We start from the raw sequence: 19301 nt of genomic DNA, 5'->3' as shown, positions 1-19301 counted from the left end.
TGTTATCTTTAGCATATCTTTTAATCAATTATAAATTATGAAGATTACTGAAATTTTATCCAAACAGAGTCCAACTAAACTTGCCAAAGCAGAAAAGCTAGGCGTTCGTGAATTAGAGGAAATTGACAATAAAGGGAACTATGTCGCTTATGTAGATGAGGGTGATGAGTCCTATGATGTCAACATTCTGCTGGATAAAGATACTATTATTGTACATTCTTGTGATTGCAATTCGCGGGATTCCTTTTGTGTACATCAGCTTTCTGTTATTTCAGCTTTATCTCCAAAAGCAGGTCCTAAAACCACTAAAAATAAAACGAATAAAAAGGTTCCACCCAAAAAGATCAATGCGAGCGAGCAATTGTTGTTGACAATTGAGCAGGAAAAGCTTAATTCTTGGCTCTTGGAGCTCTTCAAGTCAAATAAAGATATTGAATTACAGTTTCTGCTGAAATTCGGGAAAAATAAGCATGAATTTCAAGCAACAGATGTCGCGAAGATTTTAAAAGATGCAGTAGTCTCGGTGGTGGGTAAACGCAAGAAGATAGAAGCTTCGGAAGTTAAGAAGATTGTGCAGTTATGGGAAAAGGCACTTGTGCCTTTTTGGGAGTATTTAGCGTTGAATATCGGAAATGAAAAGATCATCGATTTGTTTTCGGCAGTATATAATACTGTTTTGGATCTTGAATATAGCGTTTTTTATACTGGTACGCGTTTTAGAAAGTTTATTGAAACCGGAAATTCGAAAATCGCTGAAATCATCGCTCATGTTGATTCTGACATACAGTGGGCCGCATTGACAAATTCTTATTGGGATAAAATGTGGGCGGAGGAAAACTCACAGGGCGGTATGTTGGAATTATTTATACAGATCTACCAAAGCTCTACTGCGGGGCGAAAACGATTGCTGGCTGCCAAAATAGAAGATCTGATCGCATCTTTTTTAGCAGGGGGCTATCACATGTCTGTAGTTGTTGATGGCTTTTTTTTAGACGTATTGCTTGAGAATAATATGTTTGAGGAAAAGGCTGATTACTTTGTGCCCCGCCAATGGGAAGCGAAGTATAATCTGAAATTAATAGAAGCAATCCGACATTTTGATTCCGACAAAGCCATTGATTATTGCAATAGGGTAATCGCTGGGAATGTGAATCCAGCATATAATGAACCTTTTTTGGACATTCTAGAAGATATCTATGCGGATAATGGAGATTTTAGCAAGCTAGCTTATGTTAAAATGGAAAAATTTTCGAGCGCTCCAAATATCGCGGATTATGTTTTTATTATGGACAATTCCAACGATAAAGAGCTAAATAAGAAATTTAGAACGAAGACATTGAGTATGCTTCGCAATAATATGGCACATGAAGAATATGCTGAGTTATATTTCCGGATATTGGAGCACGAAAAGAATTATAAGAAAATGCTTGATCTTGTAGATTATCGCGTTAAGCTGTCTTTACTGCTAAAATTTTGGAAATATTTATACGCCACCGATAAGCTAGGGTTCTTGAGTATAATTGCGACTAGAGTTCAGATTGATTATCGGACAGATCCGTCCGATCTTGAACAGCTGATTCTCAAGATAACGGAAAATTATGAAAGCGATGTGATCAAGATAATGTTCAAGCCAGACTCGTGGTCGAGCCATCAACGAACTTTTAAGGCAATGGTTTATAGTAGATTGGAGGATATGAAGTGATTTGTACTTCTGCCCCCTGAATCTGTCTTCAATAGCACACCTTTATTGACCAGATCTGTAATATCGCGCAATGCTGTATCAGCAGATACGGTAAATATAAGGATTATTCTCCGCGTTTTCATAAACTTCATTGCCTAATTTTCGCAAAGAGGAGGTTGAGATAAAAAGTTTTATGGACATGTGGCTTTATCTTTTCAAACATATGTCTTTGGTCTTATCTTTGACATAGGAGAGGTGTCAAATCTAAATTCAGAAGATATGAAAGCATACGAATTGAGCCTTAAGGATAAGAGGGATGCGGAAAGTATCCGCCTTACAGCAGAACGTATAGGTATGGAAAAAGGCATGGAAAAGGGAATAGAAAAAGGTCGGCAGGAGGAACGGGCCAAAGCTGAAGCCGAGAAGCGAATCTCGGCCTTAAAGATGTTGAAGAGCGGTTTTGAACCCAAGGTCATAGCTGATATTATCGGGCTGTCAATTGAAGAGATTGAGAAATTGAAATAACAAGTTTATTTAAATTCCCCTTAGTGATTTAAGCAACTTATTGTTTTTTATCAATAATAGGCAATTAAGGTATTCTCTTTATTGTACGTGGTATCCAATAACTGCTTCTGGGTAAATTATAGCTTCTCCCAAAATGTATTTAGTATAGGATCATTCCATCGTGCCAATACCTTGATTTTATTAAATAATAAACGCACCTACTATAGCGGCGGGATGCAAATCTTTATTGTTTAGCAGGGAATAATTTTCGCGGAATCTTTCATAGTATTCGATATTCATTCCAATAAGCACTGTCTCCGCATCTTGATCGTTCGCATCAAATAGTAATTCTTCCAATTCAACATCTTTTGAAGGTGCCTGTAAGTCTATCGGAATCTGGTGTTTATACCAGCGGATATATTGCTGCTTTTCGAAATTGAATATGGCGATCATCAAATTTATTTTCATGAGATTGCAGTATCTCGGGCGATGAATATCTTTCTGCATGTCAAACTTTGGGAACTGTATGGCGACTTGCTTTGTGTCTAACAATTTTATTTCTGGATCGAAATGCATGTAATCGTGCATGTGGCATTTTTCGACGAACTGGAAATTGATGAGACGATCGATTTTTCCACTCCGCATTGTTTTTTCGCCCACTGGAGCGTTGCTTGCTCGGGTTACTCGTTTTAAATGGTTGATTAGTCGGTTGTGCATGGAGCTGTCATGCATGTTTAGGTGTATTTCCCCCATTATATTTCTGATACGAGATCCTGCAGTGCTAACATGTCCAAAATCTATAGCGGCCGCTTTTGTTGCTTGCGTTTGTTTTGTTTTACGGCCGGGGCCAGTTTGCACAATTGTTTTTTCATTTGATTTCCGAAAGACAAGGTTCCCAACCAAGCCCTTCAAACTACCGTTTTCTAAAATAGCCATAGGTTGAATTTAAGTAATTAAGATATTGAAAAACAAATAATTGTTTATTTTTAGAAAAATGAAAATTGGTAAGTACTGGGCCTTGCCAAAATGATAATGGCTGGTAAATGACCATTATTAAATTTGCAGTGGATTTTTTTGATTAACCGTTCAAGTAAAGATTATGGCGAATATCGCATGAACGCAAGACTTCTGCTTCGATGTCCTTTCGTATCTCATTCGATACATCTTCGTATCGGGGTTAGGGTGTATCCGTGGTGAGAGCGACATGAGTCCGTGGTGAGTCCGAGTTAAACTCGGAGATAAGGCGGTAGCAAGCCTCTCGGAAAATGCTTTTACCTGCTTTCAAGTACGAATAAAGCCCGAAGGTGCCTCGAGTCATCTTCGAACGACGGGTAAATAGTCGATAAGACACGGACTCGGTTCTCAAAGTAAAGCAATGACTCACTATTGGACCTACTTAAACGACTTACAGCTGGCCGATAGAGGAAGTAGCAAAATATCGCCTTAATAGGTGAGATTACTTATCAACATAAATAAGGTTGGTGTTCAGTAAATTAACATACTTATCCACATTTTACAAACTGCTTAATAATCGGATATAATTGTCAATATACAATTGTTTGTCTTTTGATTTATATTGTTGGATATAACGGGGATGATCCAGGATGATCATCTCTCCAAAAAGTTTCTCTTCTTTGTTGATTTTTGCGAGGAACGTCGCATTTTTCTTTCCGAGGACAAAGACTTCGTCAGTTTCCAGTCCCATAGAAATATGCTGCTTTAGGGATTCAATCATAAAGGGTTTCACCATTTCAAAAAGCTGCTTATCATCGTAATAGTTGGCATTTATCCAGCTGTCCGGCTTGATATGTCTGACGATGGCTAAGGGAAAGGGGGAATTGATGTAAAATTGCTTATAGAAGATCTCAGGCCCGCCATAGGCTTCAATCATATCGTACATAAATACCGAGGAGATTTCATGCGTGTTTGCGGATTGCATTTTTATGCCACAGGCACTGTATAATCGTTTGGTATCTGTAAAAGGCACGCCAGTGACGCCTGCACCATGCCTGCTTGGATTGATCCCGATGATAAATTTGCGTTTGAGATTGTCATTATAATACTTATTATAAAATTGCTGCATGACGACCAGCGTTTCGGGGTTATCGAGGTAGGGGTTGATGACATTAAAATCGGAAGGAAGGTCTCCCTGATAATGAAGCTGCTTGTTGAATGTTATGACTTTTTCGGCGAATGTGGGCATGATGGGTGTTTTAGAAACAAGTTACATATTTTGAATCGAGTAAAACAAAAAAGGACGTCGATTAACGTCCTTTTTTGTTTTATTTGATCATTGATTAGTGACCTTGTGTGCCATCTACACCATGAGAATGTCCGTGAGACAATTCTTCTTCCGTAGCAGGGCGTACAGTTAAGATTTCGATATCGAAATTCAACGTTTTACCAGCCATTGGGTGATTTAAGTCCGCAATAACAATTTCTGGAGTTACTTCTGCAACGACAGCGCGGAATTGGTTTCCTTGGTTGTCTTGCAAAGGCAATACTTCGCCTACTGGAGGTAAGCCAGTTTCTTTGAACATATCAACGGGCAATTGTGCGAATGCTCTTTCGTCTTTTTCACCGTAAGCATCTTCTGGTACCAATTCGAAAGAAGCTTTGTCACCTACATTTAAGTCAGCGATGTTTTCTTCAAATTTAGGCAACATCATACCTACACCATATAAGAAGTCTAAAGGTTGTTCTGCAGTTGTTTCTTCAACGAAAACTTTTTCACCGTTTTCTACTGTGTGAAGTCTGTAAGTCAATGCTACGACGTCGTTTGCTTTTATAGCCATCTGATTTTGATTTTTGGTAGCCTTGGACTACCGTTTATTAAATATAATTTATTAACGCTGTTATGGAATCTTGTGGAAGACTACAGGTCTTATTTTTGCAAAGATATGCTTTTGTTTCCTTTCCGATTCTATTCTCCAGGAGTGGAAGACTTTCTTCCGTCCCGCCGAGAACTATTTTATTGGGTATATAATATTGATCCAGTTCAGAGCGAAAAGCTAATGCCCCCTCGCCTGTCAATGCAATTTCATTGATCCCATATATTTCTTCTAGCAATAATATTGCCCAATTTGAATACGCGGAACCGTAAGTTTTGATTTGAGGAAATACATTCGCCAACAACTGATCAGCTATGGCGGTATAATTTTCATCGTCGAAAAGTAAACCCAGACGTTTCAACTGACGGACCATCGTTGAGGAAGAAGAGGGAATCACGTTATCCATGATCTCACTTTTTCGGGCGATTAGCTCTTCCGCTTCTATAGAAGTATAGTAGAATGTTTTTTGTTCGGGATCATAAAACAATGCGATGGCTTTGTCAGCAAGCTGACGTCCGATGACCAACCATTTTTGATCAAATGTCGCTTCATATAAAGCTATAAAGGCTTCTATCGTAAAAGCATAATCGTCCAGAAAACCTGATATTGCACGGTTTGCATCCTGCGGTTGATGTAATATATAGCTGTTCTCCTGAATAAGTTGTTCACAAATGAATGTTGCATTGTTCAATGCGAGATCCAAAAAATGCGTATTGCCAAGACTTCGATACGCGTCTATCAGTCCCTTTAATAAGAGGGCGTTCCAGGTTGTCAATTGTTTATGATCGAGTCCGGGACGAACACGTTGTTCCCGATAATCGTAAAGTTTTGCCTTCGATATTTTTAAAAACTCTGCCCATTCGTCAGGTGACATATTGACTTCTGTGGCAAGTTGGTCTGCATTAATGGCGCAAATGGGAACGTTTGTATGCTCTTCTTCCCAGTTTCCGATTTCAGAAATATTAAAATACCGGCGGAATAATTCCGCATCTTTACTTAGAACTTCATTAAATTCAGCTTTCGAAAAAGAGTAGTATTTCCCTTCGACGCCTTCGCTATCAGCATCCAAAGCACTATAGAAACCGTGATTAGGGGCCAGCATTTCACGCTCTGCCCAAGCAATTGTTTCTTCAATAATTCTTTTATAAAATGGATCTTTATTTTGTTGATAAGCTTCGGCATAAAGAGAAAGCAGCTGTCCGTTGTCGTAAAGCATTTTTTCAAAATGGGGGATATGCCAGTAGTGGTCTACTGAATATCGGGCAAAACCGCCGCCAATCTGATCATAGATTCCTCCCGAACCGATTTTTTTCAGGGTAAAATGGACGTGGTTCAAGATCGCCTGGTCTTCGTTTAGAACAGCATACTTTAAAAGGAACAGCCAGTTGTTGGGCAGGGGAAATTTGGGGGCTCTTTTGTAGCCTCCTTCTTTCTGGTCGAATGTTTCGCTCCATGGTAAAACGATGTCTTCGAGATCCTGGTGCGTATATTGTTCGGGAATGGGTTGGATGGGAAGTTTCTCCGCCCGTTGGATTCCATTCTCCAATTTATTGGCGTAGTCCAAAGCTACCTCGGGTTTTTCTTCCCACATCTGTGCAATCTGTAACAGGATGTTCTGCCAGTCATGCGGTTTGAAATAAGTGCCGCCATAAATTGGACGACCATCAGGTAGGCAGATGCAATTCAAAGGCCATCCACCGGCATTGGTCATTAATTGGACAGCGAGCATATACACTTGGTCAATATCAGGGCGTTCTTCGCGGTCAATTTTGATAGACACAAAAAATTTATTCATGGTCTGTGCAATAGCCGAGTTTTCAAAACTCTCCCGTTCCATCACATGACACCAATGGCAGGCTGAATAGCCTATGCTGACAATAATAAGTTTATTTTCTTCCTTCGCCTTTTTTAAGGCGTCCGCTCCCCAGGGCATCCAATCCACGGGATTGTGCGCATGTTGCTTAAGGTAAGGAGAGTTTTCAAACTGAAGTTGATTCGCCATAAGACGAAGGTAGTGAAAATGGAGGAAAGATGTTCGTTGTAGCATAGCTTTCTGTTTTTCCGTCTAAAAAAGGAATGTTCGGAAGAAGAGATCTTATTGTTATTTAGAACGTTGTCTTTAATCATGCGTTCGATTGAAGGGTGAAGAACTTTATTTTTTCATTTCCATAAGAACAGATTAATTTGATTACTTTTACATACGATTATTATTAGCTTTACCAAAGTCCTATGTCAAACGACGTTGAGCTGCTCAAAAAGATAGTTCATAAAGATAGAGATGCTTTTGAAACTATTTATAAAGCCTACTTCTGTAAATTATATACATTGTCTTTTCGGTACCTGAAAGATGAAGCGATCGCCGAGGAACTGACAAATGATGTATTTATGATGTTATGGGAAAATGCGGGCAAGCTGGTTATTAATCAATCCCTCGGAGCTTATCTATCGCGCAGTGTCATCAACCTTTCACTTACTCACCTTAAAAAGAACCAGCGCCTGAAGGATCGAAATAAGAATTATTTAAAGGATTTGAATCCAGCAGACGATGCGGACCAAACTGATCACGCGACTTTATATGAATCCAAATTGTTAATGATCGAAAGTATATTAGAAGAGTTGCCTCCACAATGTCGGAAAATTGTTCTCATGAGTAAATACGATAAGATGAAACAGCAAGAAATTGCGGATCAATTGGGAATCTCCATTAAAACCGTTAAAAATCATTTGACCATTGCCTATGATAAAATTCGGGTTGCATTGGCAAAGCGAGAAGTATATGTACTGTTCCTAATTGGCTTTTTATTTTTTTCATTAGGACTTTTTGTTCAGTTTGTTATCATATAAATATGGAAGAAAACAATACGTCAAGATTTATTCCCTATGACTTGATCCAGAAAGATCTGGATGGGGTTATTTCCGCTGAGGAAAGGCTGTTGCTTGAACGTTGGCTTTCTGAGGATGTGGAAAATCCGAAACTATATAATGAAGTCAGAACACTATCCGATGACCTTATTGTGCTGGAACATTATAAAAATGTAGATACCAATAGCCAGTGGGATAGATTTAAACAACGGTTGGATCGGGCACCGGCAACTGATGAAGCAACGCTGCCTACACCTATGAAAGCAATCTGGAAACCCTGGATGAAACTTGTTGCTGCGGCAGTATTGCTGATGATTGGACTTGCATGCTACCTGAACTTTGACCGCTGGATGGGATATGAAGTCCAATTATATGGATCGGTAGAACAGGAGCCTATATTACTGCCCGACAGCTCTGTGCTAGTATTACATGCGGGCGCAGAGGCGTCGTTTAATAAACGCACATTTAACCAGCAACGTATTGTAGCATTAAAAAAGGGGAAGGCATTTTTTGATGTAAAGCATGGGCGCACTTCTTCTTTCGTGGTCGAACTGGCACATAATTATGTGCGTGATATCGGTACATCTTTTGAAGTTAACTTACTCGCTGAGGATGTAGAGGTGCTAGTGAAAGAAGGGACCGTAGCATTGAGTGGCAGTAAGGGGCCTTCGGCAAAAGAACTGATTTTACAAAAGAATGAAAAGGGATTCTTTAAAAAAGAGACCGCTTCCTTATCAAAGGCTACCCCTGATAATTTGGAGAATGAGCATAAAGTAGCCCAGAAACTCAGTTACACCAATGAACGCTTAGATAATATTTGTTTTGATCTTACAAAGCGTTTTCAATCCAACATCATTGTGGTTGGAGATAATTTAAAAGCCCGTAAGTTGAGCATGTATTTCGATGGCCAATCATTGAATGAAATTGTGCAGATTCTTTCCAAGACATTAAATGTGAAATGGAAAGCAAGTAAAAAGGGGTACAGTATCTACGAGTAGAGGCTGAGGAGTATTGCTATGAAGGGTATTGTTCTGCCTCGTTTTCTCTTTTTTTTCGGACTGCTTATTTCTACTTGTCTAAAGTCATTTAGCCAAAGCAATCTCTCGGGTTTGCAAGTTTCTATCGATACAAAAAATAAAGAGATTATTCAGATTTTGACGGAAATCCATAAAAATTATGGGGTGTCTATGTCTTATGATGAGCAGATCTTTAACAGAAATATTATTTATGGTAGGAACTTCAATAAAACTAGCCTGGAAGATGTTCTTGACTATTTGCTGAAGGATTCGAAAATTGGTTATACAGTAATCAATCGGGCATTGATTTTTTATCCTGAGGATAAAACTTTCACAATAAAAGGACGAGTTGTTGACGGTTTGAGCGGTGAGAGTTTGATTGGTGCCAGTTTGGTAATTGCTGAAAAAAATAGAACCGGTTTTAGTAACAACTATGGTTTCTATTCATTGACGCTTCCAAAAAATAACTACGATTGTGTGGTGAGTTACCTTGGTTATCGCACAAAATATATCCACTTTACGCCTGAAATGGAGAATAGTTTTCTCCTCATTAAGCTTTCGCCAGTCGATATGAGCCTTAAAGAGGTTGTTGTTGATACTGATTCGATTGTTGCTGATAGAGAACAACAGCGCTTGAATGAGAAAATAAACTGGGCCCGCTTCCGAAATAATTCTTTCTACAAGGGCGAAGCAGATATTATAAAGGTTCTACAGATGCAAAATGGCATTAATGGACTAACGGAAGGAGGAAGTAATCTTTTTGTACGTGGTAGTGGAAAGGATCAGAACCTTATTCTGCTTGATGAAGCTGTGGTTTACAATCCCTCACATTTATTTGGCCTGACTTCTGTATTCAATTCGGATATTTTAAAACATACGCAGATTTATAAGGATGGAATACCTGCTAATTATGGCGGTAGGCTAGCGTCCATTATGGAAATGAACACAAGGGACGGCGATAATGGGGCGACGCATTTTTTTGGTGGAACAAGCCTTTTGGTTGCACGTTTAGGGGCAGAGGGACCATTTATCAAAAGAGGTAAAGGATCTTTTTTAGTTACAGCGCGCTCAAGCATTTCAAATCTATTAAATACGGAGTATCGGTTATTTAATGTCAAGGGAACCTATAGTGATTATAATGTGAAATTGAACTATGCTCTCACAGAACGAAATAAGATATATCTTTCAGGGTATATAGGACAGGACGAGGTGGTGGCTCTAAATAAAAATACAAATCGTTGGGGTAATTGGACTTCAACGTTGCGGTGGAATTATGTGCATAGTCCACGTTTATTTATGAATGTCTCAGCGATTCTTAGTAATTATCGTAATAAGCTGGATGTCAGTAAACCAGAATCTTCTGATAACAGAACTTGGCTGACGCAAATCAGGGATAAAAGCTTAAAAGCAGATTTTACTTATTTTATGGGATTAGAGCGTACGCTGGATTTTGGAGCTCAGGCTACCTTTCATCGCTTTAAACCAGGTGAGATTGCTCCAGTAGATGTCAATAATGAGGATAATATTTTTAGGGCACAAGCCTATGAATATATCGGATATGCCTCTTTTAACTGGAAAATAGATTCCACCTTTCGCGTGGTGTTAGGTACCCGTGTAAATGCGTTTGCCAGCACTTCTTTTGGACGGTACTACTTACTGAATAATAATCAGTATAAAATGTTGGCTGAAGAGGCCGATAAAAGGAAAACATATTATGGGCTGGAACCTCGTATCACAATGATGTATAGATTTGGTTCAGGATATAGTGCGAGATTTTCCTATAATAGACTGTATCAATACCTCCAACTGCTACAAAATGACGAGTTGGCATTTTCTTCGCTGGAAGCTTGGATACCTGCTGGCCAAAATATAAAACCGCAATCCGCAGATGCTTTTTCTTTTCGGTTACATAAATTGATTTTTAAAGGCTCCATCAGTGTGGAAGGATACTGGAAGAAAATGAAAAATCAAGTTGAGCTTATTGACCATGCGCAGCTTATTTTGAACCCTTTTATTGAATCGCAGGTCAAGCAGGGAAATGGCCGGATGTACGGGGTGGAATTTTCACTGAATAAAAGAGTTGGAAACATTGATGGCACTTTTTTCTATAGTTGGTCTCGGTCTTTTCGTAAAATTATGGGAATTAATAAAGATCGGGAATATGTTGCAAACGCTGATATTCCACATGTCGCAAAATGCAATTTATCGTATGATCTGAGTAGTTTAATACATTTAAATGCATTTTATACTTTACAATCAGGCCGTCCTTTGACCTATCCTATGGGTTTTACGGAATATGAAGGGATTATCGTTCCAATTTATTCGAATAGAAATTCTCATCGGATGCCATTGTTCAGCCGTTTAGATATCAGTTGTTCAATAGACCTAGAAACAAAAAAACAAAGGGAAAGAGGCCGACGAAGTACACTGAACATCGGTTTATATAATGTGTTGGACCGACGCAATCCACTTTATTATAGCTTTTCTGAAGATGAGAGCGGTAATCCTGTTGTTCAGCAGACTTCCTTTTCTGGAATTGTTCCGGCTATAAATTATGCAATTAGATTTTAAAAGCCATGAAAATAATCATTTTGTTTCTTCTATGTTATGTGCTCCTATCATGTGAAAAATCTGTGGTTGAGAGGGAGCAATCTTATGATATGATCGTCGAAGGAGGCATTAATACGCTCTATCGAGAACAATATATACAGCTTAAGCGGCTAAATATATCTTCAGCTGGAACTATTACCCAGGGAATAGATGCTGCTGTTGTGACAGTAAGAAATGGACCTAATAACATTATATTTGAAGATCTAGGCGATGGTTTATACAAGGGGGAATTATTTGATCTGAAAGATACAGTCGATAATCTGTTCCAATTGAGAATTGAATCAAATGGCAGGATATACGAGGCACAAGACCAGCTTGTATCTATTATTCCAATAGAGAAATCTTTTATTCCTGCCGAGAAATCCGATGCTCATCCAAATTTTCGAGTCAAGGTCTCCACCTATTTGTTTGGCATGCGAAATTCTAATAAATGGCTGATCCTGCCCAAAAAAGAACTTTCGGATGAAAGTATTACGGTGTTTAAAGCGCCTTTCAGCTACAGTTTTAAGTCCGGAGCACCAAATGTATTAAATACCTTACTCGCTTCATCCTATAGTTATGAAATGAGTAAAAAAGATAGCTTAGTGATAGCAAAATTTGCTATTTCTCCCCGATATGCTAAGTTTCTTTACAATTTATTCCAAGAGACAAAATGGAAAGGATTGTTATCCGCCGTTCCGGCAAATGTACAGGGAAATATTTCGGGCAACGCGCTGGGCTATTTCTATGTGATGGATGGTGTAGAGAAAACGGTTTCAATGAAAAATATCAGGAATAGTAAATAAACGTTGTAGCTGATAAAAAGCGAACTAAAAGCCTTATGCAAGTCGAAATTGCATAAGGCTTTTTCAGTTAGTCAAATTGCTAGAATTATATTTTTAATTTTTTTAAAAAAAATGACCGGATTGACTAGGACTTTTTTATCCATGAGTAGTCACTATTACAAAATTGGACTGTTCTGGAGATTTGTTCCAGGACCTATCGTTCTTTAATCTATATTTTAATCAACAATCTGTACGAGATCGGCGCAATTGCCACTAAGCATTTGAAAGGTAAAGCCGGCATCGATCTTAATCTCTGCAAATGATGAGGTGCGGAGATAAGCTGACTTTCTGGTTAGGTATTCCACCAAGTCCGTCAATGTCGGATTGTGCCCAAAAAGTAGAACATGATCTATATGATCTGGGATGGTGTTGATGACCGAAAGTAAGTGCTTATAGGTACATTCATAAATAGACTCCTCCAGTTGGATATCAAAAGATGGAGTGCCCATGACATCCAAAAAGACCCGGGCAGTTTGTACGGCTCTATTAGCCGGAGAACTGATTATAATGCTGTTATCGTTGAGTGTGAGTCTGGCTGCAAGCTTCTCTGCAACCTGTTTTGCGTGTTGTATCCCTTCAGCTGTCAATGCACGATCAAAGTCATTGACTCCGGGAATGGTTTCAGCTTTGGCGTGTCGGATGATATAAAGTTTTTTAGTGTTGTCCATGATTAAAATTTTTGATTCTTATAGTATTAACGCTTTTGTTCTCCATTTCATTGTGTTTGCGGAAGGAGACAACAGGTCTTGAATATGAATACAAATAATAATAAACGAAGTTTTGAGAAAGTATATAATATATGTATAATTATTGCACCTTATTTAATTCACTGTATCTTTCAAGAGGGCTTGCGATGTACCGGTCACTTGAAAAATGGGCTAGGAGCTTCCATCTTTATATTTTTGCATTTGATGATGCATGTTATGAGACACTAACAAAATTGCAACTTCCCAAAGCAACAATTATCCCCTTGTCGGATTTTGAGGATGAACAACTATTGGCTGTAAAACCTACTCGTACAACAGGTGAATATTGTTGGACATGTACGCCTTCGATTATTTTGTATAGCATCCGTAATTATGGTCTGTCAAATTGTACCTATCTAGACGCCGATTTGTTCTTCTATGCAGATCCTGAAGTGTTAATAGAGGAGGCCAGAGGTGCGTCAGTAATTATTACCCCGCATAGATATACTCCTATATGTGATGACAGTGAATCGGGGGGTATCTATTGCGTACAGTTTGTTTACTTTAAAAATTCAGATGAAGGGCTTGCTGTACTGGAATGGTGGCGTGCGGCATGTTTGGAATGGTGCTATAATCGAAGAGAGCCGGGTAGGTTTGGTGATCAGAAATACCTGGATAGATGGACCACTATGTTTACAGGAGTTCATGTTTTGGAGCATTTAGGGGGTGGGGTAGCTATTTGGAACGTGGAGCAATATGATTTTACTCACAGAATCGGTCAAGTTTGGGGACGTGAATTGGCGACTCAACATATGTTCCCAGTTATATTCTATCACTTTCACGCCTTAAAATATGCCGAAAGAAGTTCTTTTTCACTAGCTGGAAGCTATTTGGTTAGTGATAATGATGTTGAATTTTTATATAAACCTTATATAAAAGCTTTAGTAGTTGTTGAACGAGAGTTAAAATCATTATCGCGTCATGTTGTTGCGCATGAAACCTATGAAATTCCGCGAATTAGAAAATCATTAAGGCGTATGTTTCATCTATATATCCGAGGCAAATTCAGAGAATTTTATCATCAATCTTACTTCTTAAGATAATGGCTTACCAAATTGACTTAAAAACATTCACCGATGATCGTGGAAATCTAACGGTGATCGAAAAAGTTACACCTTTTGATGTAAAGCGGATATTTTACATCTACGGTGTGGATGGTTCTACCCGCGGTGGACATCGACATCATCAAACGATACAGGCTGCGATTTGCCTGAAGGGAAGTTGTGCTATTTATAACCAGGACGGAATTAATGAGCGCGTTTTTGAATTGAGTTCACCAGATCAATGCCTGATTTTGGAACCCAAGGACTGGCATCAGATGTTTGACTTTTCGGAAGATGCTATCCTAATGGTACTCGCTTCCGAATTTTTTGATTCAACAGATTATATTTACGAACCCTATTTTATACATGATCGCTTACGAGAGCTTACAACAAGTCAATAAGGAATTTATGGATGAATATACGAGCGTTTTTCAGGAAGTATTGCATGGAGGCTGGTATATTTTGGGAAAACAGGTCGCACAATTTGAGCAATCATTTGCGAGCTATTGTGGTGTGCCGCATTGCGTCGGAGTTGCTTCAGGACTAGATGCGTTGGTTTTGTCATTGCGTTATTTTGGTTTTGATCCGAGTGATGAAGTGATTGTTCCCTCGAATACCTACATTGCGTCTATACTTGCTGTAATGCAGGCTGGTCTAAAGCCAGTTCTTGTAGAACCTGATATAAATACGTATAATATTGATTCCAAAAAAATTGAATCGGCTATTACAGCACGTACAAGAGCTATCCTTGTTGTTCATCTCTACGGAAAGATATGTGACATGGATCCAATCCTTCAACTGGCAGGGAAATATGGTTTAAAGGTTATTGAGGATTGTGCGCAAGCTCATGGAGCTAGTTATAAAGGCAAAAAGGCGGGTTCATTTGGTGATTTTGGCGCATTTAGCTTTTATCCGACAAAGAATTTGGGTGCATTGGGAGATGCCGGTGCCATAACCTGTAAGGATGAGGGGCTTAATAAGTCGATTCGTACACTACGAAATTATGGTTCTTCGGCGAAATATGTATTTGATGAAGTGGGCTATAACTCCCGGCTTGATGAACTTCAAGCAGCTTTCTTATCTGTAAAATTGAAATATTTGGATAAGATTACAGCTCACAAGCAGAAGCTGGCCTCAGTCTATCTGCGTGAGTTAAAGTCTGATTTTATACTTCCGACTGTGCAAACCGAACAGAATGTTTACCATATCTTTGCAATACGTCATCCTGAACGAGATAGATTGAAAAAATACCTATTAGATAATGGTATCGGGACAGAAATCCACTATCCTATAGCTCCACATCGACAGAAGGCGATGGAGGGGATTCTATCAAACGAGAGATACCCTATTTCGGAGGAAATTCACCAAACAATACTGAGTCTTCCTATTTCTTATGGGCACGCTGAAGAGGATATCATTAAGGTTGTGGAGGTAATGAATAAGTTTTCTTAATTTTTTTTGCGATTAATTTATTTAGCAATTTTATCAACGGGATCTTTTCAAGAAGAAAAAATAATTTAGTACGTTTTTTGTTGTTTTTTATCTCTTTCAGGTTGATATCCTGCCAGATCTCAAATGTGACATAATGTAAACCTAAGACCTCTAAAAATTTGAGGTCTTTTGTGTTTGGTAAAGTGCCAAAAAGCATGCTGCCATTTCTAGAGGTATTCAATAATTCCCCAGTGGCGGTCCGTAATCTAAAACTATCTGGGTTAGTAGAATTAAGAAAATTCCCATAAGTTTCATATTCTGAGAATCCCGAAAGTGCCATATCTTTTATTGCTATATTGTCAAGGATATAATAGGGCCAGGGACGCTCACTAGCATTTTTACTTAGGTCAAACAACATTTGTCGCATCAAGGTCGTTTGAACCATAAAATGCTCGGAAATAAATGAATAATTTACTGATTTTGCTATATCGAGTACGTTTTGTAAAGTCTCAAAATAAGGGGCATGATTTTCTTCACTCTTATGGATTAACACCTTGCCTTCCTTGTCAAAGAAACTGATCGGTTTTAATGGAATGGTATCTGCATCCCATATCAGATAATAGTCACTTTTAATAATTTTGGCAATTTCCATTTTAAGAAATTGCTGAAAATACCACCCAGTTCTGTCACTATTATTTAATTTCGATATTAAAAAGTGGGAAACAGATTGAAAGTTGAATTTGTCAAATAATTCATTTTCGTTAATAGGAACTAAGTCTATTGTCTGACCGAGTGATTCAAAATATTTAAAATTAGTGTCATTGGTTATGACATAAATAGTTTGTGCCTGAAAAAGACGGTTAACTTGATTGATTACTACCTGTGCGATTTCAATATGTTGTGGTCCCACACAGATGACAATATCATAGTTTGGATTATAGGTGGATGAATGCATCAATAGCGAATTTAATTGAGTCAGAATGTAACAAAGCTTGGTAAAACTAGGCCTGAAGTATCGATGTTTGGTTCATTGATCCATTTTCTAGGCGATATTACAACTTTATCTGGATTATCATTTAACCAAGCTCCCCACCAGCTAAAACTGCTATTAGCGATAATATTGTGTTTGCATAACGACATAAGTTGTAGATCTCGAAAGCTATTGGAGCCGGTGTTATGCTCAACAAAAATTGCATTTAAATCTTTAAATCTGGATTTACACCAGGCAATGTCATTGGAGAACACAATAAATAAAGGTGATTCTTGTGTTTCAAGGATATACTGTACACTTTTTTGATAGTATTCTTCCGTGCATATATCTTTAAATAACGGTTCTTGCAAATAATCTCCCCTACGAACATGTAACGATACTGAATTTTTCTGTTGTATCAGATGCTGTATTTGTATATTTTCCGAATCTTTAAAAGAGGGGAATTTGAGGTGTTGGCGAAGGAGAGGAGCGACCCGATTGATGTAATCTATATGTTGCCAATATCCCCAATAATAGCGGTTTTTTTTATCTTCAAAGATCTCTTTCGAATAAGAAAAAAAAGACGTTTCCTCGTGTCTGATATTTTTCGCTCTGTATAATCTCCTTAATTTTCTCCACAGCCATTTGTTATTTTCCGAAGTGTAAATATTTGTTTCAAATACGCTTAGCTGAGTAAGCGTAATGTTAAAGACGGCTTCTAATTCGAACCCATTATGTAGAGGATAATCTTCGAAATACCGTAAATCAGCTCTTACTGTTTTGAACTTTTGCTGTAATGCTAATAAGAATGCATACTGGAATAATTGATTGCCTAATCCCCCTAAAAATTTGACTACTTTCATTTTTTAGCTTTAATTATACTCTTTACGGATTTCTTAAAAGTTTTTCTTATTTTTTTGAAAGTGCAATATTTCCATTTAAACATTGGCTTTGAGAAAAAAAGTTTTAATGTGTTAGCTTCTCCTAAATGTATTACTGCATTGTACCATTTGTGAAAAATGATCTCTTCCAATATTTGCTCGTTAAACGCTTTTTCTTTTTTATTATATGACAATAGAGATCGAAAAAACTCCTGATATGCATAGATCGGTACATCATCCCAGACATAGGGATTTGTTAATATTTTTTGTTGACTTATAGCTGATTTTAATCCAAGTTTTTTTAGTAATTTTCCTTTAATAGGTAAAAGTTGTTTGACTATTTTTTCGCCTTCCGTTCTTGATATATTACTTCCATGCCATCTATAAGCAATAATAAATTCGCTCGAATTTCCAACAGTATATTTTTGTGCGATACGCAGAAATAAGTCGTAATCTTCAGCGAACGGTTCTTGATAACCGCCAAATTCTCTAAAAACAGAAGTTCGAATCATGACAGAAGAATGAACAAACGTGTTATGAAATAATAGTTTGACTTTTAAAAGCTCGGTGTTTGTTTCGGATTCCTCGATGAAACCAATTTCTTTTTGGTTTTCATCGATCATTTTGGCCTGTCCTCCGTATAAAGCTAAATTTGGATTATTTTTAAAAGCATCGACTTGTATTGTTAGACGGTTTGGATAGGCTATATCATCACTATCCATCACTGCTATAAACTGTCCTCGAGCTTCCTTTAATGCAATATTTCGGGTATAAGTTAATCCTTTGTTTTCTAGATTGTTTATGATTCTAATTCTTTCATCTTTGAAGGATTTTAATATCTCATTAGTATTGTCAGTTGAACCATCATTAACTATTAATAGCTCAAAATCTTGATATGTTTGATTTAAAACGCTTTTTACCGCCGCCTCTATATACTTACTTGCATTATAAGCCGCCATAAATACTGTAACAGTTGGTGAGATGATATTCATTGATAATAGAAATAGTGCTATCCGATAAAAATAGGAAAAATAGAAATGGGTCTAAAGTTTATTTCGAAAATGGATGACTATTTTTTTTAGAAATGAAAAACAGTAGCTTTGTTTACATTAGAAATATTCTTTTATACTTTGGGGTTATCCCTTCGAATAAGGATTGATCAATTTAAAATGAGAAAGACAAATTATATATCATATAGTCTGTGGGGACATCTTCCTATATATACAAAAGGGACGATAAAAAATGCAGATCTAATCCCCTCGATTTATCCTGGTTGGAAAATGATCGTATATCATGACGATACTGTACCTGAGGATATCCTGGATGAATTGTCTAATAGAAATGTTGAATTGATTTTGATAAATGATCAATCAATACATCCTTCCTTTTGGCGCTTTTATGCAGCTGATTTGGACGATTGTGCCCGAGTAGTTTTTAGAGATGCTGATTCCAGAGTCTCAGCGCGCGAGTTTCTAGCCGTTGAAGAGTGGATTGCCGATAATACAATGTTACATGTTATGCGTGATCATCCTTTCCATCAGATACCCTTTGGAGCAAGTAAGCTCGGAATTTTAGCCGGAATGTGGGGTATAAAAGGAGGAGAATTGCGAATGGTAAAATTAATAGAAGAATTTGTTGTGCGAAAAACAACACAGGAGTATGGAGTTGACCAGGCTTTTTTAGAATCAATACATGAAAAATTTAACGACTCCAAAACTGTGCATGACGAATTTTTTGAAGGGCAACCTTTTCCTATAATGAGAGAGGGTTTTAGATTTATTGGGGAGCGCATCGATGAAAGTGAACAACCGTTAGGAGACGATTGGAAACATATTATGAATTATATTAAACCAATTGAGAAGAAAGGCCTATTTGCTAGAGTAATAAATTTTTTTAAATAAG

General features: G+C 37.8%; 19 protein-coding genes. 10 read left to right on the top strand and 9 right to left on the bottom strand.

Features of this window, described 5'->3' with window-relative positions; all coding sequences use genetic code 11:
• Positions 1–37 precede the first annotated feature (37 nt).
• Positions 38–1702, top strand: a complete 1665-nt coding sequence (locus ABTV71_RS24980; protein WP_433901445.1) for a hypothetical protein — start codon at positions 38–40, stop codon at positions 1700–1702.
• Here ABTV71_RS24980 and ABTV71_RS24975 read toward each other — a convergent pair.
• The gene (locus ABTV71_RS24975; protein WP_433901444.1) at positions 1675–1824 is read right to left on the bottom strand and encodes a hypothetical protein; all 150 of its coding nucleotides are present in this window, start codon (positions 1822–1824) and stop codon (positions 1675–1677) included. The genes ABTV71_RS24980 and ABTV71_RS24975 overlap by 28 nt on opposite strands.
• A 136-nt stretch (positions 1825–1960) precedes the next feature.
• On the opposite strand from ABTV71_RS24975, the gene ABTV71_RS24970 reads away from it, so the two are divergent.
• A complete protein-coding gene (locus tag ABTV71_RS24970; RefSeq protein WP_147430273.1) occupies positions 1961–2206 on the top strand; it encodes a hypothetical protein in 246 nt (81 codons plus the stop codon).
• A gap of 180 nt (positions 2207–2386) precedes the next feature.
• Here ABTV71_RS24970 and ABTV71_RS24965 read toward each other — a convergent pair whose 3' ends face one another.
• The 4 genes from ABTV71_RS24965 to ABTV71_RS24950 form a co-directional block, all read right to left on the bottom strand.
• The gene (locus tag ABTV71_RS24965; RefSeq protein WP_433901443.1) at positions 2387–3121 is read right to left on the bottom strand and encodes a hypothetical protein; all 735 of its coding nucleotides are present in this window, start codon (positions 3119–3121) and stop codon (positions 2387–2389) included.
• Positions 3122–3698: 577 nt separating this feature from the next.
• Positions 3699–4388: an SMUG2 DNA glycosylase family protein gene (locus tag ABTV71_RS24960; protein ID WP_433901442.1), complete on the bottom strand. Its 690-nt coding sequence runs from the start codon at positions 4386–4388 to the stop codon at positions 3699–3701.
• A gap of 94 nt (positions 4389–4482) precedes the next feature.
• Complete coding sequence (locus ABTV71_RS24955; protein ID WP_121120514.1) at positions 4483–4980, bottom strand: FKBP-type peptidyl-prolyl cis-trans isomerase; 498 nt, start codon at positions 4978–4980, stop codon at positions 4483–4485.
• Positions 4981–5017: 37 nt separating this feature from the next.
• Positions 5018–7018, bottom strand: coding sequence for a thioredoxin domain-containing protein (locus ABTV71_RS24950; protein WP_433903729.1), 2001 nt, complete (start codon positions 7016–7018; stop codon positions 5018–5020).
• A 227-nt stretch (positions 7019–7245) separates the two neighbouring features.
• On the opposite strand from ABTV71_RS24950, the gene ABTV71_RS24945 reads away from it, so the two are divergent.
• Genes ABTV71_RS24945 through ABTV71_RS24930 form a run of 4 tightly spaced genes read left to right on the top strand, consistent with a single transcriptional unit; the run spans position 7246 to position 12289 of the window.
• The gene (locus tag ABTV71_RS24945; protein ID WP_121120511.1) at positions 7246–7860 is read left to right on the top strand and encodes an RNA polymerase sigma-70 factor; all 615 of its coding nucleotides are present in this window, start codon (positions 7246–7248) and stop codon (positions 7858–7860) included.
• Positions 7861–7862: 2 nt separating this feature from the next.
• Complete coding sequence (locus ABTV71_RS24940) at positions 7863–8876, top strand: FecR domain-containing protein (protein ID WP_433901441.1); 1014 nt, start codon at positions 7863–7865, stop codon at positions 8874–8876.
• An 18-nt stretch (positions 8877–8894) separates the two neighbouring features.
• Positions 8895–11465: a TonB-dependent receptor gene (locus tag ABTV71_RS24935; RefSeq protein ID WP_433901440.1), complete on the top strand. Its 2571-nt coding sequence runs from the start codon at positions 8895–8897 to the stop codon at positions 11463–11465.
• Positions 11466–11470: 5 nt separating this feature from the next.
• Positions 11471–12289 carry a DUF4249 family protein gene (locus tag ABTV71_RS24930; RefSeq protein WP_121120508.1) on the top strand — a complete coding sequence of 273 codons (819 nt, stop codon included), beginning with the start codon at positions 11471–11473 and terminating at the stop codon, positions 12287–12289.
• Between the two features lie 215 nt (positions 12290–12504).
• On the opposite strand, the gene ABTV71_RS24925 is transcribed toward ABTV71_RS24930, so the two are convergent.
• On the bottom strand, positions 12505–12996 hold the full coding sequence (locus tag ABTV71_RS24925; RefSeq protein WP_121120507.1) for a SixA phosphatase family protein: 492 nt from the start codon (positions 12994–12996) through the stop codon (positions 12505–12507).
• Positions 12997–13181: 185 nt separating this feature from the next.
• Between ABTV71_RS24925 and ABTV71_RS24920 the strand changes: the two genes are divergently transcribed.
• Genes ABTV71_RS24920 through ABTV71_RS24910 form a run of 3 tightly spaced genes read left to right on the top strand, consistent with a single transcriptional unit; the run spans position 13182 to position 15569 of the window.
• Positions 13182–14117, top strand: a complete 936-nt coding sequence (locus ABTV71_RS24920) for a glycosyl transferase (protein WP_433901439.1) — start codon at positions 13182–13184, stop codon at positions 14115–14117.
• Complete coding sequence (locus tag ABTV71_RS24915) at positions 14117–14518, top strand: sugar 3,4-ketoisomerase (RefSeq protein WP_433901438.1); 402 nt, start codon at positions 14117–14119, stop codon at positions 14516–14518. Before ABTV71_RS24920 ends, ABTV71_RS24915 begins: the two co-directional genes overlap by 1 nt.
• Positions 14484–15569 carry a DegT/DnrJ/EryC1/StrS family aminotransferase gene (locus ABTV71_RS24910; protein WP_433901437.1) on the top strand — a complete coding sequence of 362 codons (1086 nt, stop codon included), beginning with the start codon at positions 14484–14486 and terminating at the stop codon, positions 15567–15569. Before ABTV71_RS24915 ends, ABTV71_RS24910 begins: the two co-directional genes overlap by 35 nt.
• On the opposite strand, the gene ABTV71_RS24905 is transcribed toward ABTV71_RS24910, so the two are convergent.
• Genes ABTV71_RS24905 through ABTV71_RS24895 form a run of 3 tightly spaced genes read right to left on the bottom strand, consistent with a single transcriptional unit; the run spans position 15535 to position 18391 of the window.
• The gene (locus ABTV71_RS24905) at positions 15535–16503 is read right to left on the bottom strand and encodes a DUF6492 family protein (protein ID WP_433901436.1); all 969 of its coding nucleotides are present in this window, start codon (positions 16501–16503) and stop codon (positions 15535–15537) included. The two genes, ABTV71_RS24910 and ABTV71_RS24905, sit on opposite strands and share 35 nt — an antisense overlap.
• A gap of 20 nt (positions 16504–16523) precedes the next feature.
• Positions 16524–17381, bottom strand: coding sequence for an alpha-1,2-fucosyltransferase (locus tag ABTV71_RS24900; RefSeq protein ID WP_433901435.1), 858 nt, complete (start codon positions 17379–17381; stop codon positions 16524–16526).
• Complete coding sequence (locus ABTV71_RS24895; protein ID WP_433901434.1) at positions 17378–18391, bottom strand: glycosyltransferase family 2 protein; 1014 nt, start codon at positions 18389–18391, stop codon at positions 17378–17380. The genes ABTV71_RS24900 and ABTV71_RS24895 overlap by 4 nt, the downstream gene beginning before the upstream one ends.
• 177 nt (positions 18392–18568) lie before the next feature.
• Between ABTV71_RS24895 and ABTV71_RS24890 the strand changes: the two genes are divergently transcribed.
• The gene (locus ABTV71_RS24890; protein WP_433901433.1) at positions 18569–19300 is read left to right on the top strand and encodes a hypothetical protein; all 732 of its coding nucleotides are present in this window, start codon (positions 18569–18571) and stop codon (positions 19298–19300) included.
• Position 19301: the final 1 nt, after the last annotated feature.

The sequence above is a fragment of the Sphingobacterium puteale genome, from assembly GCF_050986225.1.
In the GTDB taxonomy this organism is placed as follows: Bacteria; Bacteroidota; Bacteroidia; order Sphingobacteriales; family Sphingobacteriaceae; genus Sphingobacterium; species Sphingobacterium puteale.
Note: the sequence above shows the minus strand (reverse complement) of the source record. Positions and strands in the feature narration are given on the sequence as shown.